This is a genomic window from Cupriavidus gilardii, from assembly GCF_013347325.1.
GTDB classification, from domain to species: Bacteria; Pseudomonadota; Gammaproteobacteria; order Burkholderiales; family Burkholderiaceae; genus Cupriavidus; species Cupriavidus gilardii.
Map to the genome: position 1 here is coordinate 64125 of NZ_CP054626.1, position 20612 is coordinate 84736.

Below are 20612 nucleotides of genomic sequence, written 5' to 3' on the forward strand. Positions count from 1 at the left end.
CAGACTTAGTCGCCAAAGCGCGGCGGCCGCTTCTCGCGCAGGCTGGCCACGCCTTCCCGGACATCGGGTCCGGCGAAGCCCATGAACTCGAGCGCCAGCGAGGTATCGAAGGCGGGCCCGGCCATGCGCAGCCAGTTGTTCAGCGCGTACTTGGTCCAGCGGATCGCGCTCTGCGATCCTTCGGCGAGCCGGTTGGCGATCTCGAAGGCCTTGGCGACCAGCTCGCTCTCGTCGACCGCCAGCGAGACCAGGCCGATGCGCTCGGCTTCCTCGCCGCTGACCGACTCGCACAGCATCAGATAGTACTTGGCCTTGGCCATGCCGCACAGCAACGGCCAGACGATCGCGGCGTGGTCGCCGGCGGCGACGCCCAGCCGTGTATGGCCGTCGACGATGCGCGCGGTGCGCGCCGCGATCGAGATATCGGCCAGCAGCCCCGCCACCAGTCCGGCGCCGACCGCGGGACCGTGCATCGCCGAGACCACCGGCTTGTCGCAGTTGATCACGTTGTAGACGAGGTCGCGCGCCTCGTGCCAGACGCGCGAACGGGTCTCGAAATCGTTGGCCATGTCCTCGACCAGCGCCAGGTCGCCGCCGGCCGAGAAGCCCTTGCCCTCTCCGCGGATCAGCGCGACCCGGATCTCGGGATCGGCCGACACGTCGCGCCAGATCTCGGCCAGCTCGCGGTGCATGTTGGCGTCGGCGGTGGCCAGCTTGCGGTTGGCCGACTGTTGGGCGCCCATCACGATCTCGAGAATGGGGCCGTGCTGGCGCAGCGTCAGCGCCTGATAGCGGGCGTAGCGTTCGGAAGGCCCGGTGCCGTTGGTGCCGACGGTGGCGGCCGAGGCAGCGGCTGGAGTGGTGGCAGCAGTGGTGGCAGCAGTGGTGGCAGCAGTGGCGGCGGGAGTGGCGGCGGAAGGGGCGTTCATGGCGGCGCGGACTCGTGGCGGACGGGTTGAGGGCGCGGCAGGCTGCCGCGGCGGCGCCCGACAGGAAAGGGAGCACGGGGACCGGGGCGGGCCCCGCGGCCATTCCCCAACCGGGCGGTCGGGGAATTATAGGCGCATCGCCGCCGCGATCGCCGCGTCAGGCGGGGGCCGCCACCACCTGGTCGATCGCGCCGAAGATCGAGCGGCCTTGGGCGTCGAACATCTCGATCTTGACCGCGTCGCCGTACTGCATGAATGGCGTCACCGGCGCGCCGCTCTCGATGGTCTCCAGCGTGCGCTTCTCGGCAATGCAGCAGTAGCCCTTGCTGCGGTCGACGTTGGAGATCGTGCCGGAGCCGACGATGCTGCCGGCCCGCACATTGCGCGTCTTGCAGATATGGGCGATCAGCTGGCCGAAGTCGAACACCATGTCCGTGCCGCAGTCGGGCGAGCCGACCTTCCTGCTGTTCCACCAGACCGTCAGCGGCAGATGGACCTTGCGTTCGCGCCAGGCGTCGCCCAGCTCGTCGGGCGTCACCGCGACCGGCGAGAACGCCGTGGCCGGCTTGCTCTGGAAGAAGCCGAAGCCCTTGGCCAGTTCGGCCGGGATCAGGTTGCGCAGCGACACGTCGTTGGCCAGCACCAGCAGCCGGATGCTCTCGGCCGCCTGCTCGGGCGTGGCGCCCATGCGCACGTCGCCGGTGATCACCGCGACTTCGGCCTCGAAGTCGATGCCCCAGGCCTCGCTGGCGCAGACGATGTCGTCGCAGGGGCCGAGCAGATCGTCGGCGCCCCCCTGGTACATCAGCGGGTCGGTCCAGAACTCCGGCGGCATCTCGGCGCCGCGTGCGCGGCGCACCAGCTCGACGTGGTTGACGTAGGCGGAGCCGTCGGCCCACTGGTAGGCGCGCGGCAGCGGCGCCATGCATTGGCGCGGGTCGAATGCGAACGGATGCCGGGCGCGGCCGGCGTTCAGCGCGTCGTACAGATCCTGCAGCTGCGGCGCGAGGAAATGCCAGTCGTCCAGCGCGGTCTGCAGCTTGCCGGCGATGTCGGTGGCATAGTGCGCGGTCTTCAGGTCGCGCGACACGACCACGAGCTGTCCGTCGCGCGAGCCGTCCTTCAGGGTGGCCAGTTTCATCGGGATTCCTGCATCAAGAACGACGCCGGCATGGCGCCGGCGTCCGGATGGCTGATATGGCGCCGGCTGTGCCGGCCGCCGCGAGGGCGTCAGTCTACCGTGATGCCCTTGGCCTTGATCAATTTGCCCCAGCGCTCGGCCTCACCGCGCGCGTACTTGGCGAACTCATCCGGCGTGCTGGCGACCGGCTCGACGCCGATGCCCTCGAAGCGCTTCTGGACCTCGGGCTGCTTCAGCGCCTTGACCAGCTCGGCGTTCAGACGGGCCACCACCGGCTGCGGCGTGCCGGCCGGCGCGACCACGCCTTGCCAGGCATAGGCTTCGAATCCGGCGACGCCGCCCTCGGCCACCGTCGGTACCTGCGGCAACGCGGCCAGCCGCTTCGTCGTGGCGCTGCCGAGCGCGCGCAGCTTGCCGCCGAGCACGTTCTGCTGGCCGGCCGCCAGATCGAGGAACATCAGGTCCACCTGGCCCGCCAGCAGATCCTGCACCGCGGGCGCCGCGCCCTTGTACGGCACGTGGGTCATCCGGATGCCGGTCTGCTCCATGAACAGCTCCATCGCCAGATGGTGCGGGCTGCCGGCGCCCGGCGAGGCGAAATTGACCTTGTCCGGGTTCTTGCGCGCGTAGTCGACCGCCTCCTTCAGCGTGCGCGCCGGGAAGTTCGGGTTGGCGACCAGGATCAGCGGGAAGCGGGCGATCATGCCGACATGGACGAAGTCCCTGGCCGGGTCGTACGGCAGCTTGCGGTACAGCGAGGGGTTGGCTGCCAGCGTCGCGGTGTCGGCGGTCAGGATCGTGTGGCCGTCCGGCTTGCTGTGCGCGACGGTGTCGGCGCCCACGATCGTCGCCGCGCCCGGCCGGTTGTCGATCACCACCTGCTTGCCCAGCGCGGGCGAGATCGCCTGGGCCAGCGTGCGCGCCACCACGTCGGTGCCGCCGCCGGCCGGATACGGCACGACCCAGCGCACCGGCTGGCTCGGCCAGGCGGGCTGCGCCGCGGCTGGGCGGGGCAGAGCGGCGGCCAGCGCCGCCAGCGCGCCGGCACCGAGCACGGCGGCGTTCAGCAGGCGACGCAGGTTCGGCATGGAAAGGGGCGCGGCGGGCGCAGCGGCGAGCAGGGCTGGCATGCGGGTCTCCGGGATGTTGTTGTACGGGCGTGGTGGCAGTTCGAGCGTGGCCGGACACGCCTTTGCGCAGTCTAGCGACGGATTAAAAACTGGTAAATCGATTTCGCTATAGTAAATTTACCGATCGAGGCGTAGCGCGACGTGACGGAATCGAACTATATTGCCGCGCTTGCCGGCCGCTTGTTCGGCAAGGCGCCGCATGCGGCGCGGCCAACCGCCCCACTCGCCATCCACCGCCCCGTCCTGTTCCGACGCATGACCGAACCAGAAGAAGACGACGCCAAGCTGCGCACCGGCATCCAGTCCATCGAAGTGGGCTTCCAGCTGCTCAAGGCGCTGGCCGCCTCGCCGCGCGCGATGATGCTGCGCGACCTCGCCGCCGCGGCCGACATGAATCCGGCCAAGGCGCACCGCTATCTGGTCAGCTTCCAGCGTCTGGGCATGGTCGCGCAGGACCCGGTCAGCGGCCGCTACGACCTCGGCCCCTTCGCGCTGCAGCTGGGGCTGGCGGGACTGAACCGGCTCGATCCGGTCAAGAAGGCGCGGCCGATCCTGTCGCAACTGCGCGACGACATCGACCAGACCGTCGGCATCGCGGTCTGGGGCAATCACGGCCCGACCGTGGTGCACTGGGAGGAGTCCAGCCATCCGGTCACCGTCAGCCTGCGCCTGGGCGACGTGATGCCGATGCTCAATTCGGCCACCGGGCGGCTGTTCGGTGCCTATCTGCCGCGCCAGCAGACGCTGCCGCTGATCGAGCGTGAACTCAAGGAGCGCCGCGACGACAATCTGCCGGACTTGCCGCGCTCGCTGGCGGACTACGACGCGGTCTGCGCCGACGTGCGGGCGCACGGCGCGGCGCGCACGCTGGGCGGCGTGCTGCCCGGCATCAACGCGATCTCGTTTCCGGTCTTCGACGCCAGCGGCCATGTCTCGATGGCGCTGATCGTGCTGGGCGCGCAGACGGTATTCGATGCAGAATGGGGCGGAGCGATCGACCGCCAGGTGCGCGAGATCGCACACCGGATCTCGACGGAGCTTGGATATCTTGGCGGGACCCCGCCGACCGGAACCGCCGGTCACGCCTGATGCAAAACGCGCGCGCCGCCTGCGCTGGGCGGTCGCGCTGGCGGTCGTGCTGATCGCCCATGCGGTGGTGCTGATCGGCCTGGTGCGCATGCCCGGTCCGTTGATTCCGCTGGACGCGGTCGACACGCCGGCGCTCGAGGCGATCCTGCTGCCGCCCAAGCCCGTCGCCGTGGCACCGACGCCGCCGCCGCGTCCCCGCCGTCCCCCACCCAAACCCGCTCCCGCGCCGGCTGCCACGCCGGAACCGGCGCCCGCTCCCGAACCGGCGCCCGGTCCGCCTGCGCCGGCCGAAGGCCCGCCGCTGGCGACCTCGCCGGGAGGTGCCGGCAGCGTCGCCGCAGGAGGCGGCGCGGGCGGCCCGGGGGCCGGCTCCGGTGCCGACCCGGCCCCGGCCGATGCGCTGCGCTACGCCGCGCCGCCGTCTGCGACGCTGCGCTACGCCAGTTTCGTCAACGGCGTCGAGAACCCCGACGGCACCATTCGCTGGCACCACGCGGGCGGGCACTATCAGCTGTCGGTCGAAACCCGCATGCTGTGGTTCCGCTTCGCCTTCCACAGCACCGGCGCGCTGGGCGAGCAGGGGCTGGCGCCCGAGCGCTACGTTGAGGAGCGCCGCAAGCGCAGCCAGGTGACGCGCTTCGACCGCGCCGCCAACGCGATCGTGTTCGAGTCGCGCGGCGGCCAGGCGCCGCTGCCCGAGGGGGCGCAGGACCGCTTCAGCGTCTTCCTGCAGCTGGTCGGCCTGGTGCGGGGCAACCCGCAGCGCTATGCCGCGCCGGGCGCAACCGAGACCTTCCAGGTCGCCGACACCAGCGATGTCGAGCCGATGCGCGTCCAGTATGTCGGCGAGGAGGACATCGAGACGGGGGCGGGCTTCGTGCGCGCCAAGCACTTCATCCGCCTGCCGCGCCGCGCCGACGACCGCCGCCGCGTCGAGGTCTGGCTGGCGGAATCGGTCGGCTGGATGCCGGTCAAACTGCGGCAGACGGAGCCCGACGGCACGCAGATCGATCTGGTACTGCGCGGCGCCGGGCCCTAGTCTGGAAGGATCGGAGCCGACCGGCGTGCCTGCCGCGACGCTCCCCGCGCGATGCGTCGCCGCCGACCTACCCCGACAGGAGGACACCGATGACCGACACCTTGCCGCCCACCGCCACGCCCACCGCCGCCTCGGGCTCAAGCCCGGGATCGAGCGCGGGTTCAACCCCCGCCGCCCGCCCCCCTGCCTCCGAAACCCATCGCGTGATCGTCGGCGACGTGTCATTGCATGCCCGCATCGACGGCTCCGAAGGCCCGTGGGTCGTGCTGTGCCATGGCCTGGCCTGCGACCACACGCTGTGGGACGCCACCGCGGCCCATCTGGCGCCGCGCTATCGGGTGTTGCGCTACGACCTGCGCGGACACGGCCGCAGCGACGCGCCGGTCGGTCCCTATTCGATGCTGCGCATGGCCGACGACGTGGCTGCGCTGATGGACGGACTGGACGTGCCGCAGGCCCATTTCGTCGGCATTTCGCTGGGCGGCATGATCGGCCAGACGCTGGCCGTGCGCTATCCGGAGCAGCTGCATTCGCTGACGCTGGTCGACACGGTCTGCCGCACCCCGCGCCAGGCGCATCCGATGTGGCACGAGCGCATCGGCCATGTGGAGGCGCACGGGATGGCTGGAGTGCTCGATGCGACGCTTCAACGCTGGCTGACTGCCCCGTACCGGGCCGCGCACCCCAATCAGGTCGAGCGGATCCGGCAGATGGTGCTCGCCACGCCAGTCCGCGGCTATGTTGGTGCCTGCCTGGCGATTCTCGGCTTCGACCAGGCCGATGCCTTGGCGCGCATTCATTGCCCGACGCTCGTCGTGGTCGGCGACAAGGACCAGGGCTGCCCCGTGGCCGACTCCAGGGCCATTGCCGATGGCATCCCGGCCGCCCAGTTCGAGGTGCTCCCTGACGCGGCTCATCTGTCGCCGATCGAGCAGGCGGAGCAGTTTCATGCCGTTCTCGACGCTTTTCTGTGCAAGGCCGCATGCGGGGCACAGTGCGACACGCCGTGAGCCTCACCGGCCGTGTGCATGATTCCGCCAGGCGGCCATGGTAGGCGTCGCGGACACGCTTCGTAGGACAAACCCTCTTTTCGGGTGGCGGACCGAACTTGCCGCCTCCGGCGCGGCTCCAACCTGACGAGCGGGCGCAACGGCAACGGGCACCACGCCAGCGCCCAGCGAGGCATGCGCTTGAAAAGCGTCTTCATGCCCTCAGCTTGGAGGTGAAATCGCGGAAGGAAGCCGGCGCTCCCACCGGCTGACGCAACAATCAACAAACCTTCCGCCCGTCCCATAGCCCGGAGGTGCGCCATGCAAATGATCTACAACAGCGACAACTACTGCATCGTCGAGTTCGGTGCCGACGTCGAGCATGCCCCTCTTGCCTCCGGCGGTTACGAGATCGTCGACAAGAACATGAAGCGCGAGATCTTCCTTGGCGGCCAGCTGGCCGAACATTTCCGCGCCGATGTGCAACGTCTGATCGAGAGCGAACCGTCCGTGGAAGAGGTGGACGAATTTCTTGGCAAGTTCGATACGGTGATGACGCACTCGCTGGCGATGCACTGACGACGCACCGCCGATGCCCTGACACAGCGGCGTCCCGCTGCAACAAGAACCCGCGCCACGGCGCGGGTTTTTTTGTGCGCGCTCAAGGCGTCGACGACATCAGTATTGCTCCCACGGCAGCCCTTCGAAGCGCCAGCCGTTGACGGTATTGCGGTGCCGCTGCGCGTCCAGATCGCCTTCGAAGCCGTGCAGCACGTTATAGACGGTGGTGAAGCCGGCGCCTTCGAGCGCCTGTGCCGCCGCGGTAGAGCGGTTGCCGCTGCGGCAGATCAGCAGCACCGGCCGCGCCGACGCCTGTCCGGCCAGCTTCTTGACCGCCTGCACGAAGTGCGGATTGACCTCCCAGTCCGGACCGTCGTTCCACGGCACGTTGAGCGCGCCGGTCGGATGGCCGACGAACAGGTACTCCATCTCGCTGCGGCAGTCGATGAACAGGGCGTCGGGATGCTCGGCCAGCAGGGTCTGGGCCTCGCGCGGGGCAAGGTGTTGCATGCGGAGTCGTCGGTGTCGGTCGATGGGCCCGTCGGCGGCCCCGGGGTGGGCCGGTTCGACGGGTCGGTCTGCCCGAGTGTAGGCGCGGGCAAGGAAGGCCGGCAAGGGGCGGCAAGGGGCCGTAACTGATAAAATCGTGCACTTTTCCAGCATCACCGAGGCCAGTGAAGCCATGAGCGCTGCAACCATCGAATCGCCCGGCATGGCGTCCCCCAATGCGCCGCTCTCGCAGGCAGGTCCGCAGGCAGGCCCGCAGGCCGGTCCCCGGGCTCGGCCGTACACCCGCGCCGCGCAGCTGCCGCGGCTGCTGCGCGAGCGCATCCTGATCCTCGACGGCGCGATGGGCACGATGATCCAGCGCTACAAGCTGGGCGAGGCCGAATACCGCGGCGAGCGTTTCGCCGCGCATCCGGTCGACGTCAAGGGCAACAACGAACTGCTGCTGCTGACCCGTCCGGCGGTGATCCGCGAAATCCACGAGCAATACCTGGCCGCTGGCGCCGACATCATCGAGACCAATACCTTCGGCGCGACCCGCGTCGCGCAGGAGGACTACAAGATGGCGGACCTGGCCTACGAGATGAACGTGGCCGCCGCAAGGCTGGCGCGCGAGGCCTGCGATCGCTACAGCACGCCCGACAAGCCGCGCTTTGTCGCCGGCGCCTTCGGCCCGACGCCGAAGACCGCCAGCATCTCGCCGGACGTCAATGATCCGGGCGCGCGCAACGTCAGCTTCGAGGAGTTGCGCGAATCGTATTACGAGCAGGGCAAGGGCCTGCTCGAAGGCGGCGCCGACGTGTTTCTGGTCGAGACCATCTTCGACACGCTGAACGCCAAGGCCGCGCTGTTCGCGATCGATCAGCTGTTCGAGGACACCGGCGAACGCCTGCCGGTGATGATCTCCGGCACCGTCACCGACGCCTCGGGCCGCATCCTGTCGGGCCAGACCGTCGAAGCCTTCTGGAACAGCCTGCGCCACGCGCGCCCGATCACCTTCGGCCTGAACTGCGCGCTGGGCGCGACGCTGATGCGGCCGTACATCGCCGAGCTGGCCAAGCTGTGCGATACCGCGATCTCGTGCTACCCGAACGCGGGGCTGCCGAACCCGATGAGCGATACCGGTTTCGACGAGACGCCGGACGTCACCTCGTCGCTGGTCGACGAGTTTGCCGCATCGGGGCTCGTCAACCTGGTCGGCGGCTGCTGCGGCACCACGCCCGAGCATATCGCCGCGATCGCGCAGCGGGTCGCCAACCGCAAGCCGCGCGCCTGGCCCGGCCAGTATCGCGACGAAGCGCCCGCGGCCTGACCGGCAGCCCCGCCGTCCCGCCGCCCACGCCCTACCGGCGCGCCGCCGAACGCATCCGTTCCCGGCGTGCCGCGCATCCGATCCCGAACCTGAGTCCGCCATGTCTACCGATACCCGTCCCGCTCGTCCGATGCGCCTGTCCGGCCTGGAGCCGTTCACGCTTGGCGAGGGCAGCCTGTTCGTCAACGTCGGGGAACGCACCAACGTCACCGGCTCCAAGGCCTTCGCCCGGATGATCCTGAACGGCCAGTTCGACGAGGCGCTGGCGGTCGCGCGCCAGCAGGTCGAGAACGGCGCGCAGATCATCGACGTCAACATGGACGAGGCGATGCTCGACTCCAGGGCCGCGATGGTGCGCTTCCTGAATCTGATCGCGTCCGAGCCCGATATCGCGCGCGTGCCGATCATGATCGACTCGTCCAAGTGGGAGGTGATCGAGGCCGGCCTGCAATGCGTGCAGGGCAAGGCCGTGGTCAACTCGATCTCGCTGAAGGAAGGCGAGGAGCAATTCCGCCACCATGCCGCGCTGATCCGCCGCTACGGCGCGGCCGCCGTGGTGATGGCCTTCGACGAGCAGGGCCAGGCCGACACGTTCGCGCGCAAGACCGAGATCTGCAAGCGCAGCTACGACATCCTGGTCAACGAAGTCGGCTTCCCGCCCGAGGACATCATCTTCGATCCGAACATCTTCGCGGTCGCGACCGGCATCGAGGAACACAACAACTACGCGGTCGACTTCATCGAGGCGACCCGCTGGATCAAGCAGAACCTGCCGTACGCCAAGGTCAGCGGCGGCGTGTCCAACGTCTCGTTCTCGTTCCGCGGCAACGACGTGGTGCGCGAGGCCATCCACACGGTGTTCCTCTATCACGCGATCGCCGCGGGCATGGACATGGGCATCGTCAATGCCGGCCAGCTCGGCGTCTACGACCAGCTCGATGCCGAACTGCGCGAGCGCGTCGAGGACGTGGTGCTGAACCGCCGTGCCGACGCGACGGATCGCCTGCTCGAGATCGCGGACCGCTACAAGGGCGGCGGCGCGAAGCGCGAGGAGAACCTCGAATGGCGCGGCACGCCGGAGAAGCCGGTGCCGGTGGCCGACCGCCTCGCGCATGCGCTGGTGCACGGCATCACCACCTTCATCGTCGAGGACACCGAGGAGGCGCGCCAGCAGATCGCCGCGCGCGGCGGCCGCCCGATCGAGGTGATCGAGGGCCCGCTGATGGACGGCATGAACATCGTCGGCGACCTGTTCGGCGCCGGCAAGATGTTCCTGCCGCAGGTGGTCAAGAGCGCGCGCGTGATGAAGCAGGCGGTAGCGCATCTGCTGCCCTTCATCGAAGAGGAGAAGCGCCTGCTGGCCGAGGCCGGCGGCGACGTGCGCGCGCGCGGGAAGATCGTGATCGCCACGGTCAAGGGCGACGTGCACGACATCGGCAAGAACATCGTGTCGGTGGTGCTCCAGTGCAACAACTTCGAGGTCGTCAACATGGGCGTGATGGTCCCGTGCAACGAGATCCTGGCCAAGGCCAAGGTCGAGGGCGCCGACATCATCGGCCTGTCCGGCCTGATCACGCCGTCGCTCGAGGAAATGGCCTACGTCGCCTCCGAGATGCAGCGCGACGACTATTTCCGCGTCAAGAAGATTCCGCTGCTGATCGGCGGCGCGACCACCTCGCGCGTGCACACCGCCGTCAAGATCGCGCCGAACTACGAAGGGCCGGTGGTCTACGTGCCCGATGCCTCGCGCTCGGTCAGCGTGGCCTCGAGCCTGTTGTCCGACGAGGGCGCGACGCGCTATCTGGACGAGCTGCGCGCCGACTACGAGCGCATCCGCACGCAGCACGCGAACAAAAAGGCCGTGCCGATGGTGACGCTGGCCGAGGCGCGCAAGAACAAGACGCCGATCGACTGGAGCGGCTACGTGCCGCCGAAACCGAAATTCATCGGCCGGCGCGTGTTCCGCAACTACGACCTGGCGGAGCTGGCCAACTACATCGACTGGGCGCCGTTCTTCCAGACCTGGGATCTCGCGGGCAAATTCCCGGCGATCCTGAACGACGAGATCGTCGGCGAATCGGCGCGCCGGGTGTTCTCCGACGGCAAGGCGATGCTGGCGCGGCTGATCCAGGGCCGCTGGCTGACCGCCAACGGCGTGATCGCGCTGCTGCCGGCCAATACCGTCAACGACGACGACATCGAGATCTACACCGACGAGAGCCGCAGCCAGGTCGCGCTGACCTGGCACAACCTGCGCCAGCAGAGCGAGCGGCCGGTGGTCGACGGCGTGCGCCGGCCGAACCGGTGCCTGGCCGACTTCGTCGCGCCGAAGGACAGCGGCATCGCGGACTATGTCGGTCTGTTCGCGGTGACCGCCGGCATCGGCGTCGACAAGAAGGAAGCCCAGTTCGAGGCCGACCATGACGACTACAGCGCGATCATGCTGAAGGCGCTGGCCGATCGTCTCGCCGAGGCGTTCGCCGAATGCCTGCACGCGCGCGTTCGCCGCGACCTGTGGGGCTACGCCGCCGATGAATCGCTCGACAACGAACAGCTGATCGCGGAAGCCTATCGCGGCATCCGGCCCGCGCCCGGTTATCCCGCCTGCCCGGAGCACACGGTCAAGGGCCCGATGTTCCAGGTCCTCGATGCCGGCGAGATCGGCATGGGCTTGACCGACGCGCTGGCGATGACGCCGGCGGCCTCGGTCAGCGGCTTCTATCTGGCACATCCCGAAGCGACCTACTTCTCGGTCGGCAAGATCGGGCAGGACCAGCTGGAAGACATGGTGGCGCGCCGGCACGAAGACCGGACCGCGCTCGAGCGCGCGCTCGCGCCGAACCTGTAACGGTGTGCGAAGCCGCGCGGCCACGGCAGGCGCGGTCGGCGCGCGGCGCCACGCCGCAAGTCGTTGACGGGACTGGCGAAAGCTGCCATCGCGAGTGCTGCCGCGGCCGGTGTGCCTGCTCACGACTCCTTACAGCGCATTACATCTCCTCACAGCATCGCGGTGGGGTGCTCCCTAGACTGAGGTCTCGCTCTCCAGGCGACAACCCGCGGCGAAAGCCTCGCCGCACAGTCATTCGAAAGGAGTACTCCATGAAGAAACTGCTGATCTCGCTGTCCGCCCTGTCGATCGCCGCCGCCTCGTCGCTGGCCATGGCGCAAGGTACGCAAGCCGGTGCGACCGGCGGCGCCGCCGGCTCGCTGACCGCGCCGACGGCAACGGCTCCGTCGGCCGGCGCCAACGCCGGCGTGAACGCGGGCGCTGAAGTCGCAGGAAGCCGCGCGAACATGGATACCGGCGTCAAGGCGGGCCTGAACGACAAGGCCGGCGAAATCGACGACACCCGCAAGAGCGCCAAGGACCGTGCGGCCACCGCCGGCAGCAAGGCCAAGTCGAAGGCCCACGACGCGCACGGCAAGACAAAGAGCAAGGCCAAGGACACGGTCGGCGCGGTGGAAGGCACCGCCGACAAGACGGTCGGCGCCGTTGGCGATACGGTCAGCGGCACCGCCGGCAAGGTGGGCGGCCTCGTGGGTGGCGCGACTGGCGGCACCTCGGCCACGGTCGGCGCGGGCGCGTCGGCCAAGGTTCAGTAAGTTCGCTGGATCCAGTAGATTCCGTAGAGGGATCGCCCGCGAGCAAGCGGGCCAGCGCGGCGTCGAATCGCCGCGCTGCCAGGGGGCGGAGGATCGAGATCTCCGCCCCTTTTTTATTGTTGCCTTGCCCGTGCCAACACGTTGCGCAGATGAGGGCGCCATTTCGATGGCCAGACGGTATCGAAGATGTCCATCTGGCGCGTGTTGTTGGTCCGTTTCAAGGACAAGTCGAGCAGCATGTGCGTGGACAGCTCGTCGGTACATCTGTCCGAAAGCAGCCGCTCGATGTAGTTCCGGCGCACGGAGGCCATCGACGCGTCGATGCAGATGGCCGCATTGCCCAACGCCGCCGCATAGCGCCTCAGCGCAAACGGGCCATCATTGCTGGTGCCCAGGAATGCGTCGGAAGACAGCCGGGCCAGCACGGCGGCAACACACCACAGGAAATGCGATTGGCATGCCGGGTCTTCGCGATGGGACGGCATGGTGTCGAGCAGCGCCTCCAGATGGGCGGGGGTCGGCCGGACATCCTTTCCCTCGCCGATCAGCACCTCGTTGGAGCGGTACGCCAACGCCTGCTGATGTTCATGATCGACAAGCCGTCGGACGGCATGGTTGTCCGCGATTGCCGACCGGAAATCGGTCAGGTATTCACTGCCAAACGGCAGGACGGCAAGAAGCCCGTCGTGCCATTGTTGCGACCGATTCGCTCCGACATAGGCGTTGTGCAGCAATGGGCAGGCGGCCAGATCCTTCCCGATGTCCGCAAGGCCGCCAACGTCATAGCGTTGCGCGCCGGTGTTCACCGGATCGGCAACCGCGGTCAGCCGGAGCATCGACTGCCAGGTCGGGGGCAGCGCCCCGTGACTTGACGACACGCCACTCTGCTCGAGCGACTCGCCGCGAATCAGGCAGCCATAGTATTCCGGCGCCACCAGCAGTGCATATTGGCCTGCATCGGCGACGATCGGGAAGAACGTTTCGCCCTCGTTGTTCTCGAGCCTGGCCACCGTATCGGCGAGGGCGGGCGGCAATGTTGAGCGGTACGCGTCCATCAGCGCGGTCGTTCGTTGCGCCGCCGCTGCCGGCGCATCGGGCCGCGCGGCGAGAAATGCGAGCTGCATCACCAGCCCCGCGTGCTTGCGCGCCCAGGCAGCCCTGTTGCCCTCGCCCAGCGAGGCGATGGCGTCGTGCATCAACCCCGGCAGCAATGGGGCGGTTTCCGGCCATGCCAGCGGGCGGGAGTCGGCCGATCGTTCGGCTTCCCAATAGAGGCGCCGCAGGACCTGCCGCGCCGCCTCGGCTTCGTACTGCGGATGCTCCAGCAGCCAGTTGCGCAGCGCGGCGCAACGCCGCACGTCGTCCCGGCAGGCGCAAGCGAGCTGGAACAGATACTCCGAAATTGTCCGCCGGGCGCGCGGGGACGGCGGCAGATCCCGCAACGGCACGCCCGTTGTCAATTGCGCCAACGCTTCGTCGACGTCGCGGATCCGGATGGAAAAGTCGCTGCCCGCCTGCAGCGACAGCGTCAGGAGACACTTGCCATCGCCGACGTCGACGCGACTGAATCGTGCCCCCTCGACGGCGGCTTCGCCGAAGTCGGCGCCGCCAATACCGGCTTCATTGAAGTGCGCATTGTGCAAGGTGGCGTGGTGAAAGGTCGTGCCCGCGAGCTCGACATTGTCGAAGCGCGCATCCGGCAGATAGGCATAGCCGAACTCCGCGTTGGTCACCCTGGCACGGACGAACATCGGCGCGGTGCCGTAGCAGGCCGTCAGCACCGCGCCATCCATCTGCGCCCCCGCAAAAAGCGCGAACGACACGATGGCCCTCGACAGATTGGCGTGTTCGAGCCGCGCCTCGCGCAGGGTCGTGCCGATCAGACTGGCTTCGGTCATGTTCGCCTGCGACAGGTCCGCCCCGGGCAGCGCGGCCCTGGACAGTCGTGCCTTCGCCAGATTGGCGTGGCGCAGGCTGGCGCGGGCCATGCGCGCATCCTCCAGATCGGCGTTCGCCAGATTGGCGCCGGACAGGTCGGCGGACACGAGCGTGGCACCGCATAGCAGCGCGCCCTGCAGGTCGGCGTCAGCCAGGATCGCGCCGCTCAGATCCAGTTTGCTCAGGTCGGCGCCGGCCAGTCTTGCGCCTCGCAGATCGGGGACCGTGCTCGGTGCGACGCGCCTGGCGACCTCGGTCGCCCGCAGCGCGGCCTCGACCCGCGCACGGCCCGCGGCCGGGGACGGCGATTCGGCCGGTACGCTGTCGCCCGCATGGTAGGCGCGTACGGCGCGCGTCAACAGCTGTTCGACCGTACGAAGCGGCGGCCGGGACGACGGGAAGCGCAGCAGGTTGCGCAGCGCCTGCAGCAGCCGCGCCAGCGGCGTGGTCGGCTGCCCGACGGGCACCAGGCTTGCGGCGGCATCGGCCATGCCCCGCTTGCCGGGCTCCACGTGCACGTAGTAGTCCTGGCCGTGAAAGCGCAGCTTCGCGCCGTCCCTGCATTTCGCCAGGAACTCCTTGAACGGCAGCACGTTCAGATCGCGGCTGATGGCGAAGGCGCGGCACAGTTCGACCAGATGGCGATCGCTGGTGAAGCGGTGCACGCGGTCCGCCAGTTGCACGTGGCGATTGGCCAGCCGCGTCGCCAGCATGGCGGCCTGGGCCTGCCGGCTCGCTTCCGCTGCCGGGGTCATGGCGCGCTCGCCGCTCCCCGACCGCGCCAGCGCCTGCACGACGTAGCGTGGCTTGTCCGCTGCGTTGTCCAGTCGAACGCTGAACGCCTGCTTGCCTATCATCAGCTTTCCACCGAGGCGCAGCGCACGCATCGTCGTCGCATCGAGATGGCTGACGTCGCGCACACGCTTGCAGCGCAGGGTCGCGGCCGTGGGCGCGAGGCGGGGCGAGGGTGCGGCAGGTGCCGGCTGGTGGGCGGGCACTGCCATGGAAACGGTCTGGGCTGGCATGTCGTAATGGAGTGGGATTGCCGGGGAGGATGCGGGAGGAGGGATTGCGGAGGGGGCTCCCCGGGAGGCTGCGAGATTGCCATCGCAAAACGCGGCACCGATATCAAAAAATCCCGGGTTTGAACACTTGCCGACTCCGTTCCGCGAGATATGCCGGGCCCGTCATGCCGTTGGCTGCCGGTTGTCGTTGGAAAGAAACGCCGTCGTGCCGCGCGCCATTGGCACGCCACATTGTCAGCCTGACACCGACATTCCCGGTGCTTTGTAATGACTACAATGCAACAGGCCAAACACAGCCTGGCCCCGGCGTCCGGGCAATACCATCGCAGGGGGGAAACTTCATGATTCGCGTCCTGATCGCCGACGATCACCAGATCGTCCGTGCCGGTCTGCGCCAGTTCATTTCCGACGAACCGGATATTCGCGTCGAAGGCGAAGCGGCCAGCGGCGACGAAGTGATGGCGCGGCTGCGCGAAACCGAGTTCGACGTGGTGGTGCTCGACATCTCGATGCCGGACCGCAACGGCATCGACGTGCTCAAGCTGATCCGCCAGCGCCATCCCGACCTGCCGGTGCTGATCCTGTCGACCTATCCCGAGGACCAGTACGCGATCAATCTGATCCGCGCCGGCGCGTCCGGCTATCTGACCAAGGAAAGCGCGCCCGACGATCTGGTCAAGGCGATCCGCACCGTCGCCCAGGGGCGGCGCTATGTCAGCCCGACCGTGGCCGAGCTGCTGATCGGCGGGCTGGAGAAGCCGACCGACCAGCCGCTGCACCAGACCCTGTCGAAGCGCGAATTCCAGATCTTCTGCAAGCTCTCGCGCGGGCAGTCCGTTTCGGTGATTGCCGACGAGCTGTTCCTCAGTGTCAAGACGGTCAGCACCTACCGCTCGCGCATCCTGGAAAAGATGGGCATGAAGACCAATGCCGATCTGACCTATTACGCGATCAAGAACGGCCTGGTCGAATAGACGGCACGCCGTGCGTCCCGGCGTCAATGGGGCCGGCGGCGGTGCTGTAGGACGGACCCGGATACCTGGCCCCTGGCCCCATTGCTACCATCGAACCATGTTGGATCAAGCCGCGGCAACTCCCTACCGTACGCTGCGGGTCTTACTGATCGAGGACTCGGCGGTCCTGCGGAGCATGTTGCTGGAGTACTTGAACGCATTCTCCTTCGTCGAGACCGTCGATTGGGCGGATACCGAAAGCACCGCCATCCGCCTGTTCGAAAGCGGCAGGTATGAGGTCGTCATCGTCGACCTGCAATTGCGTCAGGGCAACGGCATCAACGTGCTGCGGGCGATCCAGAAGGCGCAGGCGCCGGGCATCCGGATCGTCTACACCAATCATGCGCAGGTGCCCACCTACCGGCGTCAGTGCGCCGAGGCGGGAGCCGACTATTTTTTCGACAAGTCGCTCGAGCTCGAACAGGTATTCCGCGTGATCGAGGAATACGCGCAGGCACCGACCTGAGTTCCGCCGGGCGGCTTGTGGCTGGCGGCCGGCGACGACGACTCGTGCCGAGTTCCATCGACCGATCCTTGAGCAGCAAATTTTTTCCGTCGCGGCAACGCGCCGCACCCTTCGCCAAGCAAAGGAGATCGTCATGAAAAAGCTGATCGCGCTGTTCGCTCTTGCCGGTGTCACGCTGATTACGGGTTGCAACACCATCGCCGGTGCCGGCAAGGACATCGAAAGGGGCGGCGAGAAGATGCAGGGCTCGGCGGAGGAAACGAAACGCAAGATGTAATGCGTCCCGGCACGGCCATCGAGAAGGAGCCTTTCCAGGCTCCTTTTTTCATGCCCCTTGGCCGTGCTGCGGCGCCCCGGCGGGGCCGGCGGGAGACGGGCCGGTGCCGGCATCCGCGGCCGGCCGCGGCGGCGGTTCCACCTGCGCCGGCGCGGCGGGCAGTTCGTGCGGCAGCGGCTCGTCGCCCTCGTCCAGCGACGGCGGCGGGGCGACCACCGCGTCGGTCAGCGGCACCTCGACGCGGATCGTGACCCCCGCCCCGGGCGTCGAATCGATCTGCAGCGTGCCGCCCAGCGCGATCACGCGCTGCTCCATGCCGAGCAGCCCATGGTGGCCCGAGGTGCGGCGCGTTTCGATATCGGCCGGCAGGCCGCGCCCATTGTCGCTGACCTTCAGCAGCAGATGATCGTCGGTGCGCGTCAGCGCGACCGACACGCGGCTCGCCTCGGCGTACTTGGTCGCGTTGGTCAGCGACTCCTGCACGATGCGGTACAGCGCGATGGCGGCGGCATCGCGCAGCGGCGGCACCGACGGGTCGAGCTCGACCTCGGTCTGCCAGTGGTTGCGCGTGCCGACTTCCTCGACCAGCTGGGCAATGGCCTCCTTCAGGCCGAGGTTCAGCAGCACGGTGGGGCGCAGGTCCTCGATCAGCCGGCGCTTGATCTGGATGCCCTGGTCCACATGCAGCATCACGCGCGTGATCTTTTCCTGGATCTCGGGATAGTCGTTCTGGAGGCGCCGGCGGATCCAGTGCATGTCGAGCTTGGTCGCGGTCAGGATCGCGCCGAGTTCGTCGTGCAGCTCGCGCGCCAGCCGCGTCTTCTCGTCCTCGGTGACGCGCTGCAGGTGCGAGGCCAGCGCCGACAGCTGGCGCGTGCGCGCGCGCACCATGCGGTCCAGCCGCGCGCTTTCCTCCTCGAGCTCGCTGCGCGCGGCCTCGGACACCGCCAGCCGGCGCGAATGCTGGAAGCCGACGATGACCAGCAGCACGATGTTGATCGCGGTCAGCAGGCCGATGCCGTAGCGCGACAGGTTGATGTCGCGGTCGGCGTTCTCGAGATTGCGCGATACCGACGCGGCCGAGCGCGCGCGCAGCGTCTCCAGGCCGAGCCGCGCCTTCTCCATCGTCTGCTTGCCGAAATCGGTGCGGATCAGGTCCAGCGCCACTTCGACATCGCGCTTGCCGTAGATCAGCGTCAGTTCCATTTCCGTCAGCTTGCGGCTGATCAGCAGCGATGCCTCGCCGAACTGCTTCAACGCCTCCGGGTCGTCGGCGAAGCGGTTGCGGATGTCGTTCATCAGCGTGTTGATGCGCGGGATGGCGCGATGGTACGGCTCCAGATAGCTTTCCTTGCCGGTCAGCAGGTAGCCGCGCTGGCCCGCTTCGGCGTTGACCAGTTCGGCCAGCAGCGCGCTGATGTCGCTCTGCACGTTCTGCGAGCGGATGACTTGCGAATACCCCTGGCGCAGCCGGATATTGCCGGCCTCCGAGGCGATCAGCACGACCACCGTGAGCAGGATGCCACCCGCGAGCAGCACGGTGGACCGCAACGACGATAGCTTCAACATGATGGAAGTTCCTGGATTGCGCGCTCGCGGTCGCGCGCGGTGACTGCGCCGATGGAATCACAACGGTTGCGCCCGGTCAACCAATCCGCCGGCCCGCTCGCAGGCATCGGAAGGCGGTGCTCCGCACGAGACCTGGCGCCGCGCCGGACCTGTAGGAAACCGCTGACAGGGGAATCGGTGCAAGGTCGGTGCCTCGCCGAAGTGGCGATTCCTACCATGCTTGCATGGCCTGGCGCACCGAAGCACCCGAGCCGCGAGAACAGGAGAAACACCATGCTGAAATGGGCGCTGATCTTTGCCGTGATTTCCATCGTCGCGGGACTGCTCGGTTTCACCGGCATCGCGGCGGGCGCGGCGGGCATCGCCAAGGTGCTGTTCTTCCTGTTCCTGATTCTGTTCGTGCTGTTCCTGGTGCTTGGGGTAACGATCTTCAAGTCGGTCAAATGACGGCCTACCGACGATCCACCGCTCGCGCTGTTGCGCGCCGTTGTGCTGAGGCAGTTCGATCCATCTAGGGGAGTTTCACCATGCTTTACTACGCACTGGTCTTTTTCATCATCGCCCTGGTCGCCGCCGTGTTCGGCTTTGGCGGCATCGCTGCCGGCGCGGTCGAGATCGCGAAGATCCTGTTCTTCATCTTCCTGGTAGTGGCGCTGGTGACCTTCGTCATGAGCCTGGTCCGCAAAGGCCGATGAACGGTCGTCGAATGGGCCGATGAACGGGCCGGCGCTGGCCGGCTGATCGTCGGCCGGCCCTGCGCCAGGTCGCCTGCATTGCGTCGGCCAAGCGCGGCGCGTCGCGTCGCGCGTTGGCCGACGCGCGTCTTAAGGAGAGTCCCATGCTGACCCACAATCCGAAGGTGAAGAAGGAAGTCCGCCATCTTGCCGATTGCGCCAGCGATACGGTGCGCCAGCTGCGCCATGCCGCCCGCGATACCAGCGGCGCCGCGCGCGAGGCCGCCTCGCCGGTGGTGGACGAGGTGAGGGGACTGATCTCGGCGCTCGAACACACGATCGAGGTGCTGGCGCGCGAAGGTTCGTCCGAGGCCGCGCAGGCCAGCCGCCGCCTGCAGACGCGGGCGCGCATGCTGGCGGACCAGGCGCGCGAGGCCACGATGCAGAGCGCGGGACGTGCGCGCGAGCGTGTCGACCAGGCCGTCGTCGGCGTGCAGCATCGCGTCGCCGAGTCGCCGTTCCGCGCCATCGCGATCGCCGCGGCGGTCGGCGCAATCGCCGCGCTGCTGCTGGTGGGCGGCAGCAGCCGCCGGCGCAGCGAGGACGGCCAATACGACGGCAACTGAGGGTCAGGCCGGCGACGCAAGCCGAGCCAGGGCAACCAGCAACGGTAACGGAGGCAACGCACCTCCGGCCGCGAACCCCACAAAGCAACCTGACAGGAGAACCGCATACATGGACACCCAGACCACGGGCGCCGCCTCTTCCCGCACCGATGCCTCCTCCGCCGGCAAGGGGCCGACCCAGGGCTTTCTGTCGGATGTCGCCACCATCCGCGCACGTGCCCGCAAACATATCGAGGACGGCGCGGTTACCGAAAACTACGACGCGGACCGCGCGACCGTGCTCAAGCTGCTGAACGAGGCGCTGGCCACCGAGCTGGTCTGCGTGCTGCGCTATCGGCGCCACCACTTCATGGCCAAGGGCATCCACGCCGAGCCGATCGCGGCCGAGTTCAAGGTCCATGCCGATGAAGAGCAGGCGCACGCCGACCGCATCGCCGCACGCATCGTGCAGCTGGGCGGGGAGCCGGATTTCTCGCCCGACGGTCTGTCGGCGCGCAGCCATTCGGAATATGTCGCGCCCAACGGGCTGACCGACATGATCCGCGAGAACCTGATCGCCGAGCGGATCGCGATCGAGAGCTATCGCGAGATGATCCAGTACATGGGCGAGCGGGACCCGACCACGCGGCGCATCCTCGAAGAGATCCTGGCGGTCGAGGAGGAACACGCCGACGAACTGGCCGACATGCTGAGCAAGGAGTAGCGGACCCGGTCATTGGCGGCG

The 20612-nt window shown here is 68.1% G+C and carries 19 protein-coding genes and 1 pseudogene; 14 read left to right on the top strand and 6 right to left on the bottom strand.

All coding sequences use genetic code 11. The annotated features are described in order from the left end of the window. Nucleotides 1–5: 5 nt before the first annotated feature. The 3 genes from FOB47_RS10525 to FOB47_RS10535 form a co-directional block, all read right to left on the bottom strand. A complete protein-coding gene (locus FOB47_RS10525; protein WP_174781028.1) occupies nucleotides 6–929 on the bottom strand; it encodes an enoyl-CoA hydratase/isomerase family protein in 924 nt (307 codons plus the stop codon). Nucleotides 930–1086: 157 nt separating this feature from the next. Further along, nucleotides 1087–2070, bottom strand: a complete 984-nt coding sequence (locus FOB47_RS10530; RefSeq protein WP_174781029.1) for a fumarylacetoacetate hydrolase family protein — start codon at nucleotides 2068–2070, stop codon at nucleotides 1087–1089. Between the two features lie 89 nt (nucleotides 2071–2159). After that, nucleotides 2160–3158: a Bug family tripartite tricarboxylate transporter substrate binding protein gene (locus tag FOB47_RS10535; RefSeq protein ID WP_174782388.1), complete on the bottom strand. Its 999-nt coding sequence runs from the start codon at nucleotides 3156–3158 to the stop codon at nucleotides 2160–2162. Nucleotides 3159–3455: 297 nt separating this feature from the next. Here FOB47_RS10535 and FOB47_RS10540 point away from each other — a divergent pair, with 297 nt between their 5' ends. From FOB47_RS10540 to FOB47_RS10555, 4 genes are all read left to right on the top strand, one after another. Continuing rightward, nucleotides 3456–4289: an IclR family transcriptional regulator gene (locus FOB47_RS10540; protein ID WP_151022703.1), complete on the top strand. Its 834-nt coding sequence runs from the start codon at nucleotides 3456–3458 to the stop codon at nucleotides 4287–4289. After that, nucleotides 4246–5328 carry a DUF3108 domain-containing protein gene (locus FOB47_RS10545; RefSeq protein ID WP_244959499.1) on the top strand — a complete coding sequence of 361 codons (1083 nt, stop codon included), beginning with the start codon at nucleotides 4246–4248 and terminating at the stop codon, nucleotides 5326–5328. Before FOB47_RS10540 ends, FOB47_RS10545 begins: the two co-directional genes overlap by 44 nt. Nucleotides 5329–5531: 203 nt before the next feature. Next, the gene (gene pcaD / locus FOB47_RS10550) at nucleotides 5532–6338 is read left to right on the top strand and encodes a 3-oxoadipate enol-lactonase (RefSeq protein ID WP_174782389.1); all 807 of its coding nucleotides are present in this window, start codon (nucleotides 5532–5534) and stop codon (nucleotides 6336–6338) included. Nucleotides 6339–6638: 300 nt separating this feature from the next. After that, nucleotides 6639–6896, top strand: a complete 258-nt coding sequence (locus FOB47_RS10555) for a BTH_I0359 family protein (protein ID WP_006579976.1) — start codon at nucleotides 6639–6641, stop codon at nucleotides 6894–6896. A gap of 99 nt (nucleotides 6897–6995) precedes the next feature. Here FOB47_RS10555 and FOB47_RS10560 read toward each other — a convergent pair whose 3' ends face one another. Then, on the bottom strand, nucleotides 6996–7388 hold the full coding sequence (locus tag FOB47_RS10560) for a rhodanese-like domain-containing protein (protein ID WP_053820864.1): 393 nt from the start codon (nucleotides 7386–7388) through the stop codon (nucleotides 6996–6998). Between the two features lie 202 nt (nucleotides 7389–7590). Here FOB47_RS10560 and FOB47_RS10565 point away from each other — a divergent pair, with 202 nt between their 5' ends. From FOB47_RS10565 to FOB47_RS10575, 3 genes are all read left to right on the top strand, one after another. Next, the gene (locus FOB47_RS10565) at nucleotides 7591–8697 is read left to right on the top strand and encodes a homocysteine S-methyltransferase family protein (RefSeq protein ID WP_244959500.1); all 1107 of its coding nucleotides are present in this window, start codon (nucleotides 7591–7593) and stop codon (nucleotides 8695–8697) included. A gap of 100 nt (nucleotides 8698–8797) precedes the next feature. Next, nucleotides 8798–11545, top strand: a complete 2748-nt coding sequence (metH, locus tag FOB47_RS10570) for a methionine synthase (protein ID WP_082371361.1) — start codon at nucleotides 8798–8800, stop codon at nucleotides 11543–11545. A 251-nt stretch (nucleotides 11546–11796) separates the two neighbouring features. Continuing rightward, the gene (locus FOB47_RS10575) at nucleotides 11797–12300 is read left to right on the top strand and encodes a hypothetical protein (protein ID WP_023263509.1); all 504 of its coding nucleotides are present in this window, start codon (nucleotides 11797–11799) and stop codon (nucleotides 12298–12300) included. 113 nt (nucleotides 12301–12413) lie between these two features. On the opposite strand, the gene FOB47_RS10580 is transcribed toward FOB47_RS10575, so the two are convergent. Beyond that, on the bottom strand, nucleotides 12414–15263 hold the full coding sequence (locus FOB47_RS10580) for a pentapeptide repeat-containing protein (RefSeq protein WP_174781031.1): 2850 nt from the start codon (nucleotides 15261–15263) through the stop codon (nucleotides 12414–12416). A gap of 341 nt (nucleotides 15264–15604) precedes the next feature. Between FOB47_RS10580 and FOB47_RS10585 the strand changes: the two genes are divergently transcribed. From FOB47_RS10585 to FOB47_RS10595, 3 genes are all read left to right on the top strand, one after another. Further along, nucleotides 15605–16237: a response regulator gene (locus FOB47_RS10585; RefSeq protein WP_006579377.1), complete on the top strand. Its 633-nt coding sequence runs from the start codon at nucleotides 15605–15607 to the stop codon at nucleotides 16235–16237. 97 nt (nucleotides 16238–16334) lie between these two features. Beyond that, entirely contained in the window at nucleotides 16335–16742 is a 408-nt protein-coding gene (locus FOB47_RS10590; protein ID WP_053820866.1) for a response regulator, read from the top strand. Between the two features lie 133 nt (nucleotides 16743–16875). Continuing rightward, nucleotides 16876–17019, top strand: coding sequence for an entericidin A/B family lipoprotein (locus tag FOB47_RS10595; protein ID WP_006579379.1), 144 nt, complete (start codon nucleotides 16876–16878; stop codon nucleotides 17017–17019). 180 nt (nucleotides 17020–17199) lie between these two features. Here FOB47_RS10595 and FOB47_RS10600 read toward each other — a convergent pair. Then, nucleotides 17200–18588 (bottom strand): annotated as a pseudogene (locus tag FOB47_RS10600) (CHASE3 domain-containing protein); the annotation flags it as partial. A 273-nt stretch (nucleotides 18589–18861) separates the two neighbouring features. Between FOB47_RS10600 and FOB47_RS10605 the strand changes: the two are divergent. The 4 genes from FOB47_RS10605 to FOB47_RS10620 all read left to right on the top strand — a co-directional run bounded on the left by FOB47_RS10605 (nucleotide 18862) and on the right by FOB47_RS10620 (nucleotide 20591). Continuing rightward, nucleotides 18862–19035, top strand: coding sequence for a DUF1328 family protein (locus FOB47_RS10605; RefSeq protein ID WP_006579617.1), 174 nt, complete (start codon nucleotides 18862–18864; stop codon nucleotides 19033–19035). Between the two features lie 80 nt (nucleotides 19036–19115). After that, the gene (locus FOB47_RS10610) at nucleotides 19116–19283 is read left to right on the top strand and encodes a DUF1328 domain-containing protein (protein ID WP_006579618.1); all 168 of its coding nucleotides are present in this window, start codon (nucleotides 19116–19118) and stop codon (nucleotides 19281–19283) included. Between the two features lie 143 nt (nucleotides 19284–19426). Continuing rightward, complete coding sequence (locus tag FOB47_RS10615) at nucleotides 19427–19888, top strand: glycine zipper domain-containing protein (protein ID WP_053820868.1); 462 nt, start codon at nucleotides 19427–19429, stop codon at nucleotides 19886–19888. 109 nt (nucleotides 19889–19997) lie between these two features. Then, the gene (locus FOB47_RS10620) at nucleotides 19998–20591 is read left to right on the top strand and encodes a ferritin-like domain-containing protein (protein ID WP_006579440.1); all 594 of its coding nucleotides are present in this window, start codon (nucleotides 19998–20000) and stop codon (nucleotides 20589–20591) included. Nucleotides 20592–20612 lie beyond the last annotated feature (21 nt).